19 protein-coding genes and 1 riboswitch are annotated in these 18,395 nt (G+C 65.2%); of the genes, 8 read left to right on the top strand and 11 right to left on the bottom strand.

All coding sequences use genetic code 11. The annotated features are described in order from the left end of the window. Window positions 1–24: 24 nt before the first annotated feature. Window positions 25–1,383: an SRPBCC family protein gene (locus A5733_RS16320; protein WP_076240854.1), complete on the bottom strand. Its 1,359-nt coding sequence runs from the start codon at window positions 1,381–1,383 to the stop codon at window positions 25–27. Between the two features lie 118 nt (window positions 1,384–1,501). Between A5733_RS16320 and A5733_RS16315 the strand changes: the two genes are divergently transcribed. Continuing rightward, entirely contained in the window at window positions 1,502–2,119 is a 618-nt protein-coding gene (locus A5733_RS16315; RefSeq protein ID WP_067773929.1) for a TetR/AcrR family transcriptional regulator, read from the top strand. Window positions 2,120–2,154: 35 nt separating this feature from the next. Continuing rightward, window positions 2,155–2,988, top strand: a complete 834-nt coding sequence (locus A5733_RS16310) for a DMT family transporter (protein WP_067773959.1) — start codon at window positions 2,155–2,157, stop codon at window positions 2,986–2,988. A gap of 3 nt (window positions 2,989–2,991) precedes the next feature. Here the strand turns inward: A5733_RS16310 and A5733_RS16305 are convergent, their stop codons facing one another. The 6 genes from A5733_RS16305 to A5733_RS16280 form a co-directional block, all read right to left on the bottom strand. After that, a complete protein-coding gene (locus A5733_RS16305; protein WP_076240853.1) occupies window positions 2,992–3,837 on the bottom strand; it encodes an ABC transporter permease in 846 nt (281 codons plus the stop codon). Further along, window positions 3,834–4,709, bottom strand: a complete 876-nt coding sequence (locus A5733_RS16300; protein ID WP_067766209.1) for an ABC transporter permease — start codon at window positions 4,707–4,709, stop codon at window positions 3,834–3,836. Before A5733_RS16300 ends, A5733_RS16305 begins: the two co-directional genes overlap by 4 nt. A 4-nt stretch (window positions 4,710–4,713) precedes the next feature. Further along, on the bottom strand, window positions 4,714–5,898 hold the full coding sequence (locus A5733_RS16295; RefSeq protein ID WP_076240852.1) for a spermidine/putrescine ABC transporter substrate-binding protein: 1,185 nt from the start codon (window positions 5,896–5,898) through the stop codon (window positions 4,714–4,716). A 55-nt stretch (window positions 5,899–5,953) separates the two neighbouring features. Next, complete coding sequence (locus A5733_RS16290) at window positions 5,954–7,126, bottom strand: ABC transporter ATP-binding protein (protein ID WP_076240873.1); 1,173 nt, start codon at window positions 7,124–7,126, stop codon at window positions 5,954–5,956. 266 nt (window positions 7,127–7,392) lie between these two features. Beyond that, complete coding sequence (locus A5733_RS16285; protein ID WP_142254029.1) at window positions 7,393–8,907, bottom strand: MFS transporter; 1,515 nt, start codon at window positions 8,905–8,907, stop codon at window positions 7,393–7,395. A 60-nt stretch (window positions 8,908–8,967) separates the two neighbouring features. Then, on the bottom strand, window positions 8,968–9,819 hold the full coding sequence (locus tag A5733_RS16280) for an alpha/beta fold hydrolase (protein WP_076240850.1): 852 nt from the start codon (window positions 9,817–9,819) through the stop codon (window positions 8,968–8,970). A gap of 305 nt (window positions 9,820–10,124) precedes the next feature. On the opposite strand from A5733_RS16280, the gene A5733_RS16275 reads away from it, so the two are divergent. Further along, window positions 10,125–10,907 (top strand): hypothetical protein, encoded by a 783-nt coding sequence (locus tag A5733_RS16275; protein ID WP_142254028.1) that lies wholly within the window; start codon window positions 10,125–10,127, stop codon window positions 10,905–10,907. Between the two features lie 58 nt (window positions 10,908–10,965). Here the strand turns inward: A5733_RS16275 and A5733_RS16270 are convergent, their stop codons facing one another. The 3 genes from A5733_RS16270 to A5733_RS16260 form a co-directional block, all read right to left on the bottom strand. Then, window positions 10,966–11,277, bottom strand: coding sequence for a hypothetical protein (locus A5733_RS16270; protein ID WP_067766221.1), 312 nt, complete (start codon window positions 11,275–11,277; stop codon window positions 10,966–10,968). Between the two features lie 120 nt (window positions 11,278–11,397). Next, the gene (locus A5733_RS16265) at window positions 11,398–11,919 is read right to left on the bottom strand and encodes a hypothetical protein (protein ID WP_076240848.1); all 522 of its coding nucleotides are present in this window, start codon (window positions 11,917–11,919) and stop codon (window positions 11,398–11,400) included. Between the two features lie 199 nt (window positions 11,920–12,118). Further along, window positions 12,119–12,364 carry a hypothetical protein gene (locus tag A5733_RS16260; protein ID WP_369806661.1) on the bottom strand — a complete coding sequence of 82 codons (246 nt, stop codon included), beginning with the start codon at window positions 12,362–12,364 and terminating at the stop codon, window positions 12,119–12,121. 231 nt (window positions 12,365–12,595) lie between these two features. Here A5733_RS16260 and A5733_RS16255 point away from each other — a divergent pair, with 231 nt between their 5' ends. Both A5733_RS16255 and A5733_RS16250 read left to right on the top strand, forming a co-directional pair. Further along, window positions 12,596–13,897 carry a TrpB-like pyridoxal phosphate-dependent enzyme gene (locus A5733_RS16255; RefSeq protein ID WP_076240847.1) on the top strand — a complete coding sequence of 434 codons (1,302 nt, stop codon included), beginning with the start codon at window positions 12,596–12,598 and terminating at the stop codon, window positions 13,895–13,897. Window positions 13,898–14,072: 175 nt separating this feature from the next. Beyond that, window positions 14,073–14,390: a hypothetical protein gene (locus A5733_RS16250; protein WP_076240846.1), complete on the top strand. Its 318-nt coding sequence runs from the start codon at window positions 14,073–14,075 to the stop codon at window positions 14,388–14,390. Between the two features lie 19 nt (window positions 14,391–14,409). Here the strand turns inward: A5733_RS16250 and A5733_RS16245 are convergent, their stop codons facing one another. After that, window positions 14,410–14,889 carry a CAP domain-containing protein gene (locus A5733_RS16245; protein ID WP_067766231.1) on the bottom strand — a complete coding sequence of 160 codons (480 nt, stop codon included), beginning with the start codon at window positions 14,887–14,889 and terminating at the stop codon, window positions 14,410–14,412. A gap of 115 nt (window positions 14,890–15,004) precedes the next feature. Next, window positions 15,005–15,196, top strand: a riboswitch (cobalamin riboswitch). Window positions 15,197–15,259: 63 nt separating this feature from the next. On the opposite strand from A5733_RS16245, the gene A5733_RS16240 reads away from it, so the two are divergent. The 3 genes from A5733_RS16240 to A5733_RS16230 are packed head-to-tail and all read left to right on the top strand — an operon-like array spanning window position 15,260 to window position 18,221. Continuing rightward, a complete protein-coding gene (locus tag A5733_RS16240) occupies window positions 15,260–16,348 on the top strand; it encodes an iron ABC transporter permease (RefSeq protein ID WP_083666240.1) in 1,089 nt (362 codons plus the stop codon). Continuing rightward, window positions 16,345–17,151 (top strand): ABC transporter ATP-binding protein, encoded by an 807-nt coding sequence (locus A5733_RS16235; RefSeq protein WP_076240845.1) that lies wholly within the window; start codon window positions 16,345–16,347, stop codon window positions 17,149–17,151. The genes A5733_RS16240 and A5733_RS16235 overlap by 4 nt, the downstream gene beginning before the upstream one ends. A 20-nt stretch (window positions 17,152–17,171) precedes the next feature. Next, window positions 17,172–18,221, top strand: a complete 1,050-nt coding sequence (locus A5733_RS16230; RefSeq protein WP_076240844.1) for an ABC transporter substrate-binding protein — start codon at window positions 17,172–17,174, stop codon at window positions 18,219–18,221. The last annotated feature ends 174 nt before the right edge of the window (window positions 18,222–18,395 follow it).

Here is an 18,395-nt window from a genome sequence, read left to right as displayed (position 1 = left end):
GTGACCGGCCCGGGCCGACCCGCCTCAGGACGTGGCAGCGGCCGCGTCGAGATACCTGTCGACCACCGAGTGGAAGTGGGCGATCACCACTTCCTCCTTCACCAGTGCCATATGGTCCAACGCGGTGTTGCGCAGCCCGATCTGCTGACGGGGCATCTGCTCGTAGTCCTGTTGCAGCGCTTCGAAATACTTGAAGCTGCCCGGCTCGTCCACCACGACCGGTTCAGCGGTGAAGGCGGCTTTCATCTCGTCCGGAAGCCACATGTAGCTCGCGACATGCCAGATGCAGCGGTTGGGATCACCGTCCGGGTGGGGAAGCGACATGATGATGGTGGCCTCGCCGGCGCGAATAGTCATGAAGAAGTTGGGGAACCAGACCCAGCCGTGGTTGTCACTCATTTGTGCGTCGGTCAGCCCGCTGACGTCAAGACCCATGCCGGTCAACGTATCTCGCGTCGCCTTTTGCAGCAGCGTGCGCGCGGTGACTCCGTCGGGGAAGTTCAGCGCTCCGTCATCGGCCCGGTACTCGGCAACGAGTTCCTGGAAACGGGGGAGAACCGCGACGGTGGACGGAAAGGTCTCGGGCAGATCCATGATCCCGTCGACCTGCTGTTCGGGTGTGGCACCGACGACGTCGAACGGTGCCATCGACACACTGTGTTGCTCGAAGAACCGATAGCGGCTGGTGGCCGGGTCGATGTTGATCACCCGTAACAGTTGTGGATGGATCCCGTCGATGTGGTAGCCCTCCTGGAAGGCATCGAGGACGACCTTCCAGTTGCAGTCGATGGCCTCGGTCACGTCCATCACCGTCACCATGTCCTCAAGGTGGTAGGGGGCCAGCATGGCGGCGACCTCCTCGCCGATGAAGTCCGCGAGCGGCTGCGCCGACGGGTCCGGGTTGAGGAAGATGAATCCGGCGAAGGTGTCCACCGAGACCTCGATCAGCCCGTGGGTGTCCTTGTCGATCGGTCCGGCCAATGCCTCCCGCAACATGCCCTTGAGCCGTCCGTCGAGGTCATACGACCAGAGGTGGTACTGACACAGGAAGCCCCGCTTGGCGTTTCCACGTGCGTCGCGGCACAGCACGTTGCCTCGATGCCGGCAGGCGTTGACGAATCCGCGGATCTTCTCGTCTTTCCCACGGACGACGAGGTAGGACTGATCGAAGATCTGGTACTGCTTAGAGTCACCGGGCTTGGTCAGCTCGTCCACTCGTCCGACCACCTGCCAGACTTTCTTCCATATGCAATCTCGCTCCTGCGCAACGAATTCCGGTGCGATGTAGCGGCTGGTCGGAATCTCCATCCGGTAGGCATCCGGCGCGATGTCATCCAGGGCGGTGGCGTTCTCGACCCAACTTCCGGGGCGTGCTGTCGGCACGGGCGGACCTCTCCTCGTTCGGTCATGACTTGTGACTGGCATCACTACTATACATAGACGTATATTCGATACAAGAGTGAATATTCTCCGGCAGGTTGAGGTTTGACAGGATGGGTCCATGGCCGAACGCTGGACGAAGCAACGCCGCTTGGAGCACACGCGCAACGTGCTGCTGGATGCTGCCGAAGAGGTGTTCGCCCGCAAAGGGTTTGACGGGGCCGCCCTCGAGGACATCGCCGAGATCGGCGGCTATACCCGAGGCGCCATCTACTCACATTTCGGCAGCAAGGCCGAGATGTTCCTGGCCGTGGTCGAACGCCAGCGCCAACAGTTTCTCGACGGCTTCGCCGATGTCATCGCGACGTTCCACCGGCTCGACGATCTCGACGCCGACGAACTCGGTGACCGCTGGCGAGATCTGGTCGCCGCCGAGGGCTCCGACCGGGCCGCCCTCGGTTCGGAATACACGCTGTTCCTGCTGCGCAATCCAGAGGCCCGAGACCGCGTGGCGGCGCAGCGGGAGGAGACGGTGCGCGCCCTTGCCGAATACATCTCCAAAGGGGTCGCGCGCTTGGGCGGGCACCTGAGTATCCCGGCGATGGATCTGGCTCGCGTCGTGCTGGCGGCCAACGACGGGGTGACCCTGAACAGTCTGCTCGACGATCAGGCCGTCTACCGGCCCTTCCTGCGCATGGTGCTCGCCAACATCATTGTCCCGAAAGGCAATAACTCTTGACCGAGGCGCGGCATCCGGCCCGCGCCGGCGCGCTGATGGCCGTGGCGTCGATGTTGTGCGTGCAGATCGGCCTGGCGGTGGCTGTCGGATTGATCGACGACATCGGCGCCGAAGGCGCCGCGTGGCTGCGGCTCGCCTGGGCTGCGGTCCTGATCCTGGTGATCGTGCGGCCGCGTCCCTCTGCCTTCACCAAATCGGCCTTCTGGACCTGTGTCACATTGGGCGTGGTCACCGCCGGAGTGACCATCCTGTTCATGGCGGCGCTGTCGCGAATACCGCTCGGTACCGCCAGCGCGCTGGAATTCCTCGGCCCGCTCGGAGTCGCAGTGGCACACGGGCGGGGCCGCAGCCGGGTGGTGTGGCCGGGGCTGGCCGCGGCCGGCGTCGTGCTGCTCACCGAACCGTGGTCGGGCGACGTCGATCCGATCGGCGTGCTCGACGCGCTGGGCGCCGCGCTGTGCTGGGCGTGCTACATCCTGCTGACCCAACGGGTGGGCGACGAAGTGGCCGGGATCAAAGGCCTGGCGGTGTCCATGCCAGTCGCGGCGTTGGTGGCCACCGTGACCGTCGGACCGTCGGTGTTCGGCAAGCTGACCCCGCAGTTGCTGCTGATCGGGGTGGGGCTGGCGATCCTGCTGCCCGTGGTGCCGTTCGCCTTGGAGATGACCGCCCTGCGCTTCTTGAGCACGGCCGCGTTCGGCACGTTGATGGCCCTCGAGCCCGCCTTCGCCATGCTCGTCGGCCTTGGTCTGCTGCGGCAGGTTCCCGACGAGCTCGCCGTGATCGGCATCCTGCTCGTGGTGGCTGCCGGCATCGGCGCCGCCCGCACCGGAGCGCGGGCTACGCCGGTGCCGGCCGAAGTCGGCTGAACCTCAGGCGTCGATACGCTTGCGCCGGTACAGGGTTCCGGCCATCAGCAACAGCAAGCTCACCACCAGGATCGCCGTAGCCAGCACGTTGATCTGAGGCGGCACCGCGGCCTTGACCGCGGCATTGACGTAGAGCGGATAGGTGACGCTCGAGCCACTGACGAAGTAGGTGATGATGAAGTCGTCGAGTGACAGCGCGAACGACAACATCGCGGCAGCCACGATTCCCGGAACGATCAGCGGCAGCGTGACCCTGAAGAATGTGCGAGCGGGGCCGGCGCCCAGATCCATCGAGGCATCCTCGAGGGTCCAATCGAAGCCGCGGACCCTGGCCCGCACCGTCAGCGCGATGAAGCTGACCTGGAACGCGATGTGCGCCAACACAATCGTGGAGTAACCTGTCGCCCAGCCCAGGTCGAGAAACAGTGTCAGCAACGAGGCGCCCATGACGACCTCCGGCGCGGTCAGCGGCAGGACCAGGAAGGTGTCGACGGCCTTCTGGCCGCGGAACCGTTGGCGCACCAGGGCGATGGCCACCAGGGTGCCCAACACGAGGGCGATCGCCGTCGACACCCCAGCGACGTTGAGACTCAACTTCAGCGCCTCGGTCAACGCCGGATACTTGAACGGGTGCGCCCAGTTGTCGAGGGTGAAACCCTGCCAGGTGTAGTTGAACTTGCCCGACGGATCGTTGAACGAGAACAGCACGATCACGAAGATCGGCAGGAACAGGTACAGCAACACCAACCCGGCCACCAGCCGCAGGACCAGGTCGCCCCATTTCGGGGATCCCTTGACTGCCTTGGGTTGTGGCGGGTTGATCGCAGCGTCGATCGCGGTGGCGGTCACACCAGATCCTCCGTCCCCAGAGCGCGGGTGTAGAGCAGCACACCGACGAGGATGATGCCCATCAGCACCATGCTCAGTGCGGCGGCCGCGGGATAGTCCTTGACCACCAGGAACTGCTTCTGGATCACGTTGCCGATCATCGTGGTCTGGGTGCTGCCCAGGTAATCGGCGTTGATGAAGTCACCGACCGCCGGGATGAACACCAGCATGCTGCCCGCCAGGACGCCCGGCATCGACAGCGGCAGAATCACTTTGGTGAAGCTGCGCCGATTCGAGGAGTACAGGTCCTTGGATGCCTCGATCAGCCGGGGATCGATTTTCTCCAGGCTGACATACAGCGGCAGGATCATGAAGATGATCCAGTTGTAGGTCAGCCCGCCGATCACCGCCCAGCTCGTCGAGAGCAACCGCCCCTCGCCGGGCAGCAACCCGATCGAGCCGAGCACGCTGACCACCAACCCGTCGTCGGCCAGGATGGTCTTCCAGGCCAGCGTCCTGATCAGGAACGTGACGAAGAACGGCAGGATCACCAGTCCCAGAATCAGGTTCTTGTACCGGCCGGCCTTGAAGGCGATCACGTAGGCCAGCGGGAAGGCCAGAACTGCGCACAGCACGGTGGCGGCCAGGGCGTAGCCGAAAGACCGCACGATCTGATCCTGATAGTGGCTGAATGCGTCGGCGTAGTTGCCGAAATTCCAGTCGAACGTCAGTGTCGGAAGATAGATGGACCCGCCGGAGGTGGACAGTGAGGTCCGCGCCAGCGAGAAAAACGGGACGACGAAAAAGATGCCCAGGTAAGCCAGGGCCGGCAGGATCATCAGGTACGGAGCGATCCTGCTGCGCCGCCGGCCGCTGGTGGCTACGCCTGCCACGGGGTCAGCCCCCGGTCACGGCGGCATAGAGCTCGTTGAACTCCTGGGTCTGTTCGTCGGTCAGCGCTGCCCACGACTTGAGGTTGTCCAGCATCGCGGCGGGCGGGTTGATCAGTTGGTTGCCGGCAATCGCGGGATCGATCTTGCCCAGTTCGTCGGTCATGTCCGAGAGCACCGGGACGAATTGCGTGGTGGCGATCAGCTTGGCGTAGTTGGCCCGATCGTAGATGTAGTCGATCCACGCCTCGGCGGCCTTCTGGTTCTGCGTGGTGTACGGGATCACCATGGTGTCGATGAACCAGGTGCCACCGGCCTCGGGCACGATGAACTCGATATCGGGGTTGTCCGCCTTGAGCTGCACGGCGTCGCCTGAATAGGCCTGGGCGACAACCACATTGCCCGCCGCCAGCTCCTCGGCGTAATCGTTGCCGGTGAACTTGCGGATCTGGCCCTTGTCCTTGTTCTCCCGGATCGTGTCGACGGCCTTCTTGACGGCGTCGGTGCTGGGATCCTCGGGCGAGTTGCCTTGCGCGAGCATGACCATGCCGACGCCGTCCTGCAGATCCGACAGCAGGCTCACGCGGCCCTTGAAGGCCGGATCCCACAGATCCTCGACCTTCGTGATCGGGCGACCGGCGGCGGCTTTGTTGTAGGCCAGACCCACCATGCCCGACATGAACGGGGCGATGAACTTGCGACCCGGGTCGATCTTCGAGTTCAGCAGATCAGGCCGCAGGTTCTTCTTGTTGGGCACCCGCGAGTCACGGATCTCATTGAGCCAGTGCAGGTTCATGATGCGGGCGGCCATGAACTCGGTGGGTACCACCAGATCGGAACCGATGTCCTGTTTGCGCGACATCGGCTCCTTGACCTTGGCGAACCACTGTTCGTTGTCGTTGAAGTCTTCCTTGTAGTCGACCTGCAGGCCCGATGCCTTCTGGAACGCCTCGACGAACCCGGGCGCCATATACAGCGGCCAGTTGGAAACCCGCAGCAGGCCGCTGGCCGGTGCGCCGTCGTCAGGTTCGGCCGAGGTGGACGGGGCGCTGGATTGCTCCTCGGAGCTACACGCGGCCAGGATCGAGGGGCCCAGGGCCAGGGCAGCGGCGGCAGCGGCGCCGCCGCCGAGGAATCGGCGCCGAGACGTACGGTTTCCGGAAAGCAGTCGCGGATCGGTGTTTTCGGGCATGGCGGCCTTTCGGTGGGGTTCGGACGCTGTCGTCGAGAGGAATGGCGGGCGGCGGTTACGTGTCATCGAGCATCTCTTCGAGATCTTCGGTGGTGGGGATGTCCGCGGCAGGCAGTACGCGCGACGCCTCCGGTGACCAACTCACGTGCACCGGGTCGCCCGGGCGCAACAGCGGCAGGTCCTGCTCGGGACCGACATGGGCGATGATCGTCGAATCGTCCGGTGCGGCAACCGAAAGACGTACCACCGGCCCCTGGAAGGTCAGATCTTTGACGGTCCCGGGCACGGATACGACGTCGGCTGCGCCCGGTTGATCCGTGGACACCCGCACGCGTTCAGGACGGATCATCAGGGTGGCGTGGCCACCGGCCTCGATCGTGGTGTCGCCCGGCTTGGCCCTGAGCGTGGTGCCGAACACCTCGATCTCGACGAAGTCGCGGTTGGCCCGCCCGGTCTGCCGGCCCGGCCACAGGTTGGCCTGCCCGATGAAGCTCGCCACGAACACCGTGGCCGGCCGGTCGTAAATCTCTGTCGGGCTGCCGATCTGCTCGACGTTGCCGTTGTTCATCACCGCGATCCGGTCGCTCATGGTGAGCGCTTCTTCCTGATCGTGGGTGACGTAGATGAACGTGATACCGAGTTCGCGCTGGATGCGTTTGAGTTCGAACTGCATCGCGTGGCGCAGTTTGAGATCGAGCGCGCCGAGCGGCTCGTCGAGCAACAGGGCGCTGGGGTAGTTGACCAGGGCGCGTGCCAATGCCACGCGCTGCTGCTGGCCCCCGGAGAGCTGGCCGGGTTTGCGCTTGGCGAAGTCGGTGAGCCGCACGATTTCGAGCAGCTCGTCGACGCTGCGTTTGATCTCGGCGGCATCTTTCCTGGCGGACTTCTTGCGGCTGCGCGGGCCGTAGGCGACGTTGTCCCACACCGTCATGTGCGGAAACAGCGCGTAATGCTGAAACACCGTGTTGACGTTGCGTTTGTGCGGGGGCACGCGCGAGACGTCGGCACCCTCCAACCGGATGGCGCCCTCGGTCGGGCTCTCGAATCCGGCGATCATGCGCAGGGTGGTGGTCTTGCCGCAGCCCGACGGGCCGAGCATCGAGAAGAACTCGCCGGAGGCAATGGAGAAGTCCGCATCGGCGACCGCCACATAATCACCAAACCGTTTCGTGACATGGTCGATCTCGATGACGGGCGTTCCACTGGCGCGTGGCGCGTCGTCCTGGATTGTCGGGTTGTCGACGGCGGTGATGTCTGGGCCGGTCAGCGGTCTCCTCCTCAAGTGCAGCCGCGGGAGCTGTCGGTAAACAATCGCCGATTCCGCCGACCTTCGCAAGCGATTCCGCAACGATTTAACATTTTTACAATGGAATCCTTCGTTTGACCCGGCTCGAACTGTGCGATTCCATCGCTGGCGATCGACACCGCGCCGGCGACGCGCTACAAGTTTCGCAGCCGATCCGATCGCTCCGACACGAAACGGGGAGTTCTCGATCAACCCCACTCGTGGTTCATCGCACGGGATTCGGACAGGCTGTGGACGGTCTCGTCGTGGCGGTCCGGAGCCCGCGACACCGCGATGAGCGCCATCGCCAGCGCAGCGGTCAGCGCGCCGGCGACGAAGATCGTCACGAAGCTGATCTCGGACGGCACCATCTGATGGCCGAGCAGCACCGCCACCACCGCCGCCGCCACGGAACTGCCGATGGTGCGGGCGATGGCGTTCATGCTCGTCGCGATGCCGGTCTCGGTGGCGTCGACCTCGCTCACGACGAGTGCGGGCAACGCCCCGTATCCCAGACTGATGTAGGCGTTGGCCAGGACCCCGGCCAGCACCACCTGCCAGGGACGGTCGTGCGCCACCGCGAGCATGACGAACCCCGCGATGCCGGCGACCGCCGCGACCACAAGCACCTTCCTGGCGCCGTATCGGTCGATGTAGCGGCCACTGACGAGCGCCACCACGAAACCGGTGAGCGCGCCGGGAAGCAGGAAGTACACGCTCGCCTGCAGCACACTGGCGCCGAACCCGTACCCGGCGGCCTCGCGCGACATCTGCACGAACTGGGTGAGGCCCAGGAATGCGAAGTAGAGTCCCATGCCGACCAGGACCGTGGCCAGATTGGTCAGCAGGATGGGTCGCCGAGCCAGCATGCTCGTCGAGACCAGGGGATCGGCCGCCCGTCGCTCCCACCACCACCAGCCGATCAGCGTGGCCGCGCCGCCGATCAGGAAGGCCAGGGTGCCGGGGTGAATCCAGCCCCACGAGTTGCCCTGGGTGATCGCCAGCAGTACCGCCGACAAACCGATCGCCAGGCCGACCGCGCCGAGCCAGTCGATCGCGCCGCCGGCCGCGGGCCGACGGTGGGGTACCACCATGATCGCGACGGCGATGACGACGACCGTGAACGCCGTGGTGAGCCAGAAGACGCGGTGATAACCCGCATCGCCGGTCATCAGCACGCCGGTGACCACCAGGCCGACGCCGCCGCCGAAACCGAGCGTTCCGGACAACACCGACATCGCCCCGACCAGTCGGTCTTCGGCGAGTTCCTCGCGCAGGATCGCGATGCTGATGGGATACAGCGCATACGAGGCACCCTGCAGCACGCGGGCCGCGACCAGCAGCGGTACCGATGCGGTCACCGCGGCCAGCACCGAACCCGCCAGCACGACCACCAGTACACCGAGCAGAACGCGTTTCTTGCTGTAGAGGTCGGCGAGCCGGCCGATCAACGGGGTCGAAGCCGCCGCGGCCAGCAGGTTGGCGGTGACGGCCCAGCTGACGGCTACCGACGAGGTGTTCAATTGCCGGGCGATGATGCCGAGGATGGGCACCACCGAGGTTTGCAGGACGGCGACGGTCAGCGCCACGAGGCTCAAACCGGCGATCAACAGGCCGGGGTGAGGATGCCGCGGGGGAGCGGGGGATGCGGACCGGTCAGTCTCGGTCCTCGCCACGCCCGCTCCGATCGTTAGCTCACCTTGATGTTTGTCGATTATGGTCATCGTCCGCGCTCGGCCTACACACGGGGTGCATCGTCGCGGGCGCGGTGAACCTCGATGCGCTCAGAGTGGGTGCGCCGCGAACCACTGCAACAACATCTCGGTGATCTCTGCCGGCTTCTCCTCCGGCAGCCAGTGGGAGGCACCGGTCAGAGTCTCGAACCGGTACGGACCGCTGACATACCGGGCGGTGTCGTGCGCGGGTTTGGCGGTGATCGCGATATCGCGATCGCTCCACACATACAACGTCGGCACCGTGATCTTCGGCGGCGCCGAGCCGAGGCCCGACCGGCTCAGCGGCATCGCCCGATACCAGTTCAGTGCGGCGGTCAACGCGCCGGGTTCGATCATCGACCGGGTGTCGCGCGCAGCGGCTTCGGGCGGGAGTCCGCTACGGATCAGGGATTTGGTGACTGCCGCTCCCTTGCCGTCACGGCCGAGCATGAGCCATTCGGACAGTCGCGGCAGTTGATTGACGTACATGTACCACGACGCCAGGGCTTGCCGGCTGGTGAGCAGAGACCGCAGGAACGCCATCGGGTGCGGGACCGACAGTGCGGTCAACGACGCCAATCGCTCGGGGGCGTGGCCCGCCACACTCCAGGCGACCGCCGCACCCCAGTCATGACCGACGAGATGCACCCGCTCGGCACCACTGGCGTCGATCAGCGCGAGGGCGTCTTGCACAAGTTCGTATGCGCGGTAGTCCCGACGGCGAAGTGGCCGGGCACCGGGGGAATAACCTCGCTGGTTGGGGGCGAGGCACCGGAATCCCTGCGCGGTGAGCAGCGAGATGATCGGCAGCCAACTCGTGTTCTGCTGTGGGAACCCATGCAGTAAGACCACCACCGGGCCGTCGGCGGGCCCATCATCGATGACGTCGAACACGAATTCCCCGCGACGGTACTGATCCATTACGCACCTTCGTTCAGTAGAAGCATGACGAGACCGGACTGCGCAGCAGTATGTCCGCATCATGCCAAGCCCGGCCGGGCACGTGTGGACGGTTGCGGCCGTGATCTGCCGGTGGCTCAGTTGTGATCGCAATGTGGCGTTGATCAGGTGCTGAGCGGTTGCAGGGCATCGACGAAGTGCGATACCAATCATGAGATGCGCGCGGGAAGGACCACCTGATGACAGGGATTGGCACAGAAGACGTTCCGGGGCATTGGCTCACCGCGGCGGAAATCGCCCAAGCGTCTCAGTTGCGGGAAGATCTGGTGGCGCGGTTTCTGCCCACGATGCAACCACCGGAGAATCTCTACAGCCGCGACCTCGTCTCGGTCGCCAGGTTCGTCAAGGCGCTCACCGATCTGGGCACGCCCACCGCGGCCGTCGAAGTGGCCGTCGCCGAGTTGCGCGCCCGTCCCGACGCCGCGTTCCACGTCGCGCTCGGCAGCGGCAGCCGGTGGCCTTCGGGTGCCGGTCTGGCGACAGGTCGGTCGCGGACATGGAAGGCCGTCGGCACCGCCACTGCTGCCGTGCTGATCGTCGGTGGTGTTCTGGCGGTCACGCTGCCGAACAACGAAGAGGGGCAGGCCGCGTCTGCCCCCACTTCGCCGCCGTCAACCAAAACCATTCCTGCCGAGCCGGTTTCATCGGCAGCAAGCGACCAGGCCGGCGCCCGCCCCGCCCAGGCCTTCGCTGCCGCGAAGCCGGACCCGATCTGCGTTCAGTGGCAACGCGCCAGTGCCGGCTTCGACGGCAGGCAGCGGGCATGGGCCAAGACCGATCACGGCGTGCCGGCCGCGCGCTGGACGCCCAAACAGAGGTCCATCACGATGGCCGTGGTCCCGGTTATGCGCGAGGAGGCGGCCGAACTGCGCCGCTTGTCCGACAAGGCGACAGACCCGCTTCTCGTCAATTTGCTCCGAGCACAGTCGAAATACGTGGACAACTATGCCGCGAAGCTTTCGACGTTTCAGCCGGCAGATCAAGCCCACTGGACCGCGGCCACCGCGATGGACGGTGCGGTGAAAGCGGTGTGCGCCACGCCCAGGTAAGCACGGCGCTTGCGGTGGGGCACTCCCATTCGAGTACCCCACCACGGGTCACGTTGCCTTACAGCGGGATCCAGGTACCGAGGAACCAGAAGCCCCAGCCGTGGCCGTCGCCGGCCGGCATGGGCGTCACCCGTTGGCCGTTCCAGTCGAACGGCTGATGGTCGCGCCGTCCCTGGTCAATGCCGCGATTGTGCCACTCCTCGGCCTGGGGACCTCGATTGTTGTGGTTGTCGCAGGGCGCACCGGGGCGATCACAGCCGGGCCCGGGGCCGGGATCGGCACTGGCCGTACCGATGCCGAGGCCCAGCAGTGCCGCCACCCCGATGCCCGCCGCCATCGTCGAGACGCCTACGGTGTTCTTGAAACGCATTGCCTTACTCCGTTTCTCCCTGGTGCGACAACGGTGCCGCACGGAGAGCAACGCTATTTCGGGCAGTTGTGCCGGCGCTGTGTCGAGTATTGGCGCCGACTGTGCATCAGTTTTTTTCGTTCACCAGGTGAGGTTGTGCTTTTCGAAGTGGCGGGCCAGCGCCTCCATGTACTCGTCACCGTGGAACGGGCCACGGGCACCGATGGCCTTCTCCAGGAAGGGGCCGTACTCCTCATCGTTGACATAGGTCGACCAGTGAGTGATCTGCCCGTCGTCGTTGGTGTCGACGAAGCTGATGGAGTAAAAGCCCATCGTCTCACCCTCGGCCGTCGTACCTTCCCAGCGGTAGCGCATGACAAGACCGTTCTCGGCCGGCCAGAACTTGTGGTCCACAGGCTTCCAATCCGGAAAGACCACCGAGTACGCCTTGGCCTCGACCGTGGCGGCGACGTCGAAAGAGGTTGCCACATCTTTGAGGACGAGTTCCTGCCCCGCCACGAAATAGGGGGAGGTGTACACCGCGTCGTCGGTGAACTCCCACTCGTCGTACGTTTCGCCTTCCTGAACCTTCCGCAACACGTACTTGTCACGGTAGCTCTCGGCCATACGGCGATGTTTGGCGATGCGGTCAACGAGATCCATTGCAGTCCTTCACTTATGGGAGCGGAGCGCCGACCACGGACTCATGTGGCGTAACGCACACCTAATATACAACTCTGTATCCGAGATTCAACGGTGAATCTGGCATTGGTGAAGGAATGCATCGTGGGCCCCATCGGCATACGAAGCGACCTCCGACACCGCCGTACGCCGGCGATGGCGGAGGTCGGGTCGGTGCCGATCAGAACGTCGGGACGAACACCCCGTTCATCCACACGCCCCAGTGGTGCCAACCTTCATCCCAGACCTGCGGGTTACCCGCGGCCCATGCCGGTTGCGCGGGCGCCGGAGGTGCCCACGCCGGCGGGCTGCCGGGATTGGGCCCCGGTGGCGGCGCCGTCGCGAGCATCGGCTGATCGGGCGCCGGCGCCCACGCCGGATCGGCGCCGGCGGTAGCCGCGCTCAGTCCGACCGCACCGGCAGCCATTCCACCTGCGATAGCCGTGGTTGCAAGAACCTTTGTGATCTTCATGCCGTAGACCTCCAATCCGTATGCGGATGAATCTCACGGACACGTTGGCTAGCCGAGGCCGGCAAGGGATAAACCTCCCCGGAGAAAGCATGTGTGTCGACGCGCGCTGAGACCGGCCGAAACAAGGGTCTACTTGGCGAAACGCACCTGTTGAGGGCGTATGAGCGGACCCACTACAGTGTCGGCATGACGTTGCACGCCGACGCTGCCCATCCGGATCTGGTGACCGTCGAGGTGCCGACGCATTGGTACAACTTGGCCGCCGAATTGGACCGGCCGATTCCACCCCACCTACATCCGGCGACGAAAGAGCCGGTGGGGCCCGACGATCTCGCAGCTCTGTTTCCGAGCGGGTTGATCGCGCAGGAAGTATCCACCGAGCCCTACGTCGCGATCCCGGACGCCGTGCGCGAGATCTATGCCATGTGGCGCCCGGCACCGTTGATTCGGGCCCGGCGGTTCGAGCAGGCGCTGAACACCGGGGCGCATATCTACGTCAAGTACGAGGGTGTCAGCCCGGTCGGCAGCCACAAGACCAATTCGTCTGTGGCACAAGCGTATTACAACAGCATCGACGGTGTTCGCAAACTCACCACCGAGACCGGCGCCGGCCAGTGGGGCAGTGCGCTCGCGTTCGCCGGCGCGCAGTTCGGCCTCGAGATCGAGGTGTGGCAGGTCCGGGCGTCCTACGAGTCAAAACCGTACCGGCGTCACCTGATTCGCACCTACGGCGGCACGGTGCACTCCAGCCCCTCGACGCTCACCGAGTCGGGCCGTGCCATCCTCGCCCAGAGTCCCGACACCACCGGCAGCCTCGGGATGGCGGTCAGCGAGGCGGTCGAGGTCGCCGCAGCAGATCCGGACGCCCGTTACGCCCTCGGCAGCGTGCTGAACCACGTGGTGCTGCACCAGAGCGTCATCGGTCTGGAAGCCGTCGCCCAGTTGGCCGCGGTCGAACCGAACGGTGCCGACGTCGTCTTCGGCTGCGCCGGTGGCGGCTCGAACCTTGCCGGCCTGGCATTCCCGTTCCTGCGCGAGAAGATCCATGGCCGCTCGAACCCGAGGATCGTCGCCGCCGAACCCGCCGCATGCCCGTCGATCACACAGGGGGAGTACCGGTATGACCACGGTGACGTGGCGGGGCTGACACCGTTGCTCAAAATGCACACGCTCGGTATGGATTTCGTACCCGATCCGATCCACGCGGGCGGGCTGCGTTATCACGGTATGGCACCGGCGCTCAGTCACACCGTCGAACTCGGACTGGTCGAAGGCATCGCGATCTCGCAGCACGATGCGTTCTCTGCCGGCGTCCTGTTCGCCCGCACCCAGGGAATCGTGCCCGCGCCCGAATCCACTCATGCGATCGCCGCCGCCGCGGCGCACGTGGCCGACAACTCAGCCGAACAGGTTGTGGTGATCGGGCTGTCCGGACACGGCCAACTCGACCTGCCGGCGTATGCCGAATTCCTGGACGGCAATTTCTGAGCTGTCACCGTTGTCGGCCGTTGTGTCTGAATTCGATGTGAAGCGTCTATGAGCTTGTGCTGCAGCTAATTATGCGTTGGGTATGAGTTCCGGCCACCAGCCGTATTCGTCTCTAGCCTGGACCTATACACCGCACCCACACGGAGCGGCTGGTGATCGGCCGAAAGGGGCTCAGATGACGAAGAATACGTTCGTGAAGATCGTTGCCGTCGCCTCGGCTGCGGCAGGTATGGCTCTCGCGTCATCCGCGCCGGCGGTGGCGGCACCGACAGGCCAGACCTCGGCCCAAGCGACGATCAGCGATCTGGAAGCTCAAGGTTTCAAAGTCATTCTCAACAAGGTCGGAAATGCGCCGATGGATCAGTGCACCGTGACGGCGGTGCGCCAGGGCACTGACGTCAAGCACTCCTGGGTGCAACGCGGACCGGTGGGCAATGTGAACAACCTCGTGCGGTACACCACCGCGTATGTCGACCTGATGTGCAGCCGCTGAGTGGATGACCGACCCCGGCTTATGCTCCCGCGAAGTCACCCACCACAGTCATCTTGTTGCTGTCCATGGCTGTCGCAAAGCCGACTGCGGTGTAGCTGCAATTCAGGATGACGTCCCGGTGCGGGGGACTGTTCATCCACGCGTCGAGCGCTGCGGCCACACTGGCTGCCGATCCGGTACCCCAGTACACGATTTCACCCGTGTACCCGGCGTTGTAGCCCGCATCCGCGATACGGGCTTGCGGTGAAGAGCCATCGGAACCTGTATGGCCGCCCACGCCGGTCATCAGCATGTCATCGGCGTGCCGTTGCGCTGCCAACCTCAAGCTCGGTTCGCCGCTGAGACCCGGACAGGTCTGGCGAAGCTGGCCGACGCGGCTTTGTAAGGCAGTCCCGAAATCGTCTGCGCGCGCGGGTGGCCCGACGACAGCAGCGGCACCGAGGACGATGAGAGTCGCAGTGCATTCCGAGGAGACCGCGACGATTCTGCGTTTCGTCATAGTAGTTGCCTCTGGAGAGAGGGGTTGCTGTGCTATTGCTGTAGCAAACAGCCTACGACGGGTTTTCCCACGATGGTCGAAATCGGGCCATTCCGTCTGCTGACCGGGGCTTGGTAGTGTCCTCGACGAGGTCGGTCGCATCCGTGCCAACGGATGCCAGGGAACCCGGTGAGAATCCGGGACTGGCGCGCAGCGGTATGGGAGACGGACTCGGCACAAGCCACTGGAACACCTCGCGGTCTTCTGGGAAGGCGTCGAGTTCGGATGATCCCAAGTCCGAATACCTGCCGTCCTCGGTTGAGTCCACGTGTATCTCGCGCACAGATACCCCGGCAGACGAAGGCAAGGCGTGTCGATCCACCGGCCTCCCATGACCGTGCCCCCGAAGGCAACCCTTGCGGGGGTCAGGGCACCGGCTCCCACCGTACGACGCGTTCCGGCCCCGCCGCTCACCGCGATTCTCGCGGGACTCACCTTGGCGAGCATCGTGGTCTCGGTCGCCTTCGGCGCGGAGGACATCCCGATCGGCGAGGTGTGGCGCACCGTGATCGGCCGCTTCATCGCCGGGATCGAGGTCGACTCGGCCTACGACGTCATCGTCTGGGATCTGCGCCTGCCGCGTTCGATGCTGGCCGCGATCGTGGGCGCGGGTCTGGCGTTGGCCGGCGCGCTGATGCAGGCCTTGGTCCGCAACCCGCTGGCCGAGCCGTATCTGCTGGGGGTGTCCGCAGGTGCCGCCGTCGGCGCAACGTCGGTGATGACCCTCGGGGTGCTCTCGGCGTTGGGGGTATGGGCGTTGTCCGGAGGGGCGCTGCTGGGCGCGTTGGTCGCCACCCTCACCGTGTACGCCGTCGCACGCGCCCAGGGCGGACTGAGCGCCCTTCGCCTGATCCTGTCAGGTGTCGTGCTGTCCTCGGCATTCATGGCGTTGTCGTCGTTGCTGGTATTCACCACCGGTGACCCGCATGCCGCCGAGAGCGTCATGTTCTGGTTGCTCGGCAGTGTCGCCGGAGCGACGTGGGCGAAAGTGCCGATCGCCGGTGTCGTCGTCCTGGTCTCGCTGATCGGGGCATTGCTGATCCATTCGTGGCTCGACGCTTACGCCGCCGGCTCCGACACCGCCACGTCGCTCGGTGTGCCGGTACGGGCCTTGCGCAACGCCCTGTTCGTCGCGCAGGCGGTGCTCGCCGGCGTGCTGGTCGCCGTCGCCGGTGGGATCGGGTTCGTCGGGCTCATCGTGCCCCACGCGGCACGCCTCGTCGTGGGCGCCACTCATCGCGCAATGCTGCCGGTGACGGTCTTCGGCGGAGCGCTGTTTCTGGTGTGGGTCGACGTGATCTCCCGTGAACTGGCCGCACCCCGGGAGATGCCCCTGGGTATCGTCACCGGACTGATCGGGGCGCCGGTGTTTCTGTTCCTGATGGGCCGTCGCCGCTACGAATTCGGCAGCAGCACGTGAGTGCCGCGACGGTCAGCGCGCATGCCGTCGTGTGTCGCCGCGGCGGGAGAACCGTGGTGTCCGGGGTGGATCTGGTCGTTCCCGCCGGCACCCGACTGGCCGTGGTCGGACCCAACGGCGCCGGCAAGACCACCCTGCTGCGGGCGCTGTCGGGTCTGCAGGCTCCGCGGGCCGGAACGATCCAGGTCGACGGGGAGGATGTGTATCGGATGCCCGCGCGGCGCCGGGCGCGCACCGTCGCCGTCGTCGGGCAGGAAGAGCGGCCATCGGGTGAGCTGACCGTCGCCGAGGCGGTCCGGCTTGGCCGGACGCCGTACCGGAATCCGTGGTCGTCGACGGGTGCGGGTGAGGAGCACGACATCGTCGAGGACGCGCTGATGGCGGTCGGTCTGAGCGGTTGGGGAAACCGGTCCTGCGCGGAACTCTCCGGTGGTGAACGTCATCGTGTCGTGCTCGCGCGCGCGTTGGCCCAACAGACGTCGGTGCTGGTGCTCGATGAACCGACCAATCATCTCGACGCGGCATGGCAGCTGAGATTCATGAGGGTTCTCGACACCCTCGAATGCACGGTCATCGCTGCCATGCACGATTTGGATTTGGTGCTGAGGCATTTCGACGCGGTCGCCGTCGTCGCTGCCGGTGGGCTCGTCGCGCACGGACCGCCTACTGAGGTGCTCGATCCCGAGCTGCTGTCTGAGGTGTTCGACGTCGCCGGCGATGTCATCACCCATCCCACGACGAGACGTCCCCACCTGCTGCTCACCCACGCCGATCCGGCGTTCGACACCACCGACGGAAGATGACTGTGGCACATACCTTTTGGATGAAATGGTCCGTTGCGGCACTCACGCTTGGCCTGATCACCGCCTGCGGCTCGCAGCACGAGGTGTCCGCTGCGTCGTCCACCGTGACCGTCGCCAACTGCGGCGAGGAGGTCAGCTATGAACAGCCGCTCGATCGGTTGTTCGTCAACGACGGCGGCATGATCGCCATCGCGCTGGCCGCCGGTGCGCACGAGCAGATGGTCGCGGTCAGCTCGATGGCACGTGACGTCGACGTGCTTCGATTGGAATACGGTTCGCAGGTCGATGAGCTCAACGAGGTTGCGCCGACGCAGCCGACGCTGGAGAACATCGTCGGCGCAAAGCCGCAGGTGCTGTTCGCCGGATACAACTACGGCATGGGGGAGGCCCGGGGGATCACGCCCGAAATCCTGTCCGGACACGGTATCGGCGTCTACCAGTTGTCCGAGGCGTGCCGGCAGGTCGAGGGGGAGCGCGTACGCGGCACGATGGACCCGTGGCTCGCGCTCGATACCGACCTGCGCAACATCGGCATCATCACCGGCAACGCCGAACAGGGCGCACGCGCGGCCGACGAGGTGGCTGCGAGACTCGAAACGCTACGTGCTGCACCGCAACCCGAGCATATGCCGACCGTCTTCTTGTTCGACAGCGGCAGCGACACCGTCTTCTCGTCGGGGATGTTCGGCGGGCCGCAAGGGATCATCGACACTGCCGGTGCGCGCAACGCCACCGAGAACGTTCGCGACACCTGGACCACGGTGAGCTGGGAGCGGATCGCCACGGCCGATCCAGATCTGATCGCGTTCGTCGACTACCCGGGTCAGTCGGTCGAGGAAAAGATCGACGCCCTACGGTCCAACCCGGCCAGCCGCAACCTCAGGGCCGTGCGGGAGAACCGGTTCATCAATCTGCCCTACGCCATGTGGGTGTCCAGCCCACTCAACATCGATGCCGCTGAGGTACTGCGGTCGGTACTCGAAAACCATGGCCTGGCCCCGCAATCCGGCATCACGCCCACGCTCGACGTGAAATCACTTGGTCTTGCGGGTAACGACTGGCTGGAGTGAGCGCACTCTGGGCGTCGCTTCAGCCACCGGCTCACACCTTCCTGGCCGAATCGATCTGCGGGACCGCAAGACAGTGGGCGTCCGCGAGGGTGGTATGGCTGTGCTCGACGGCATACCGGCGAGAATCGAATTGCTCTCGCGCCCAGCACCTTGTTCAAGACACGGTGTCAAAGT

It is taken from the genome of Mycobacterium sp. NS-7484, assembly GCF_001953975.1.
GTDB lineage: Bacteria > Actinomycetota > Actinomycetes > Mycobacteriales > Mycobacteriaceae > Mycobacterium.
The sequence above is the reverse complement of the archived record's forward strand: the minus strand, read 5'-3'. Positions and strand labels throughout refer to the sequence as shown.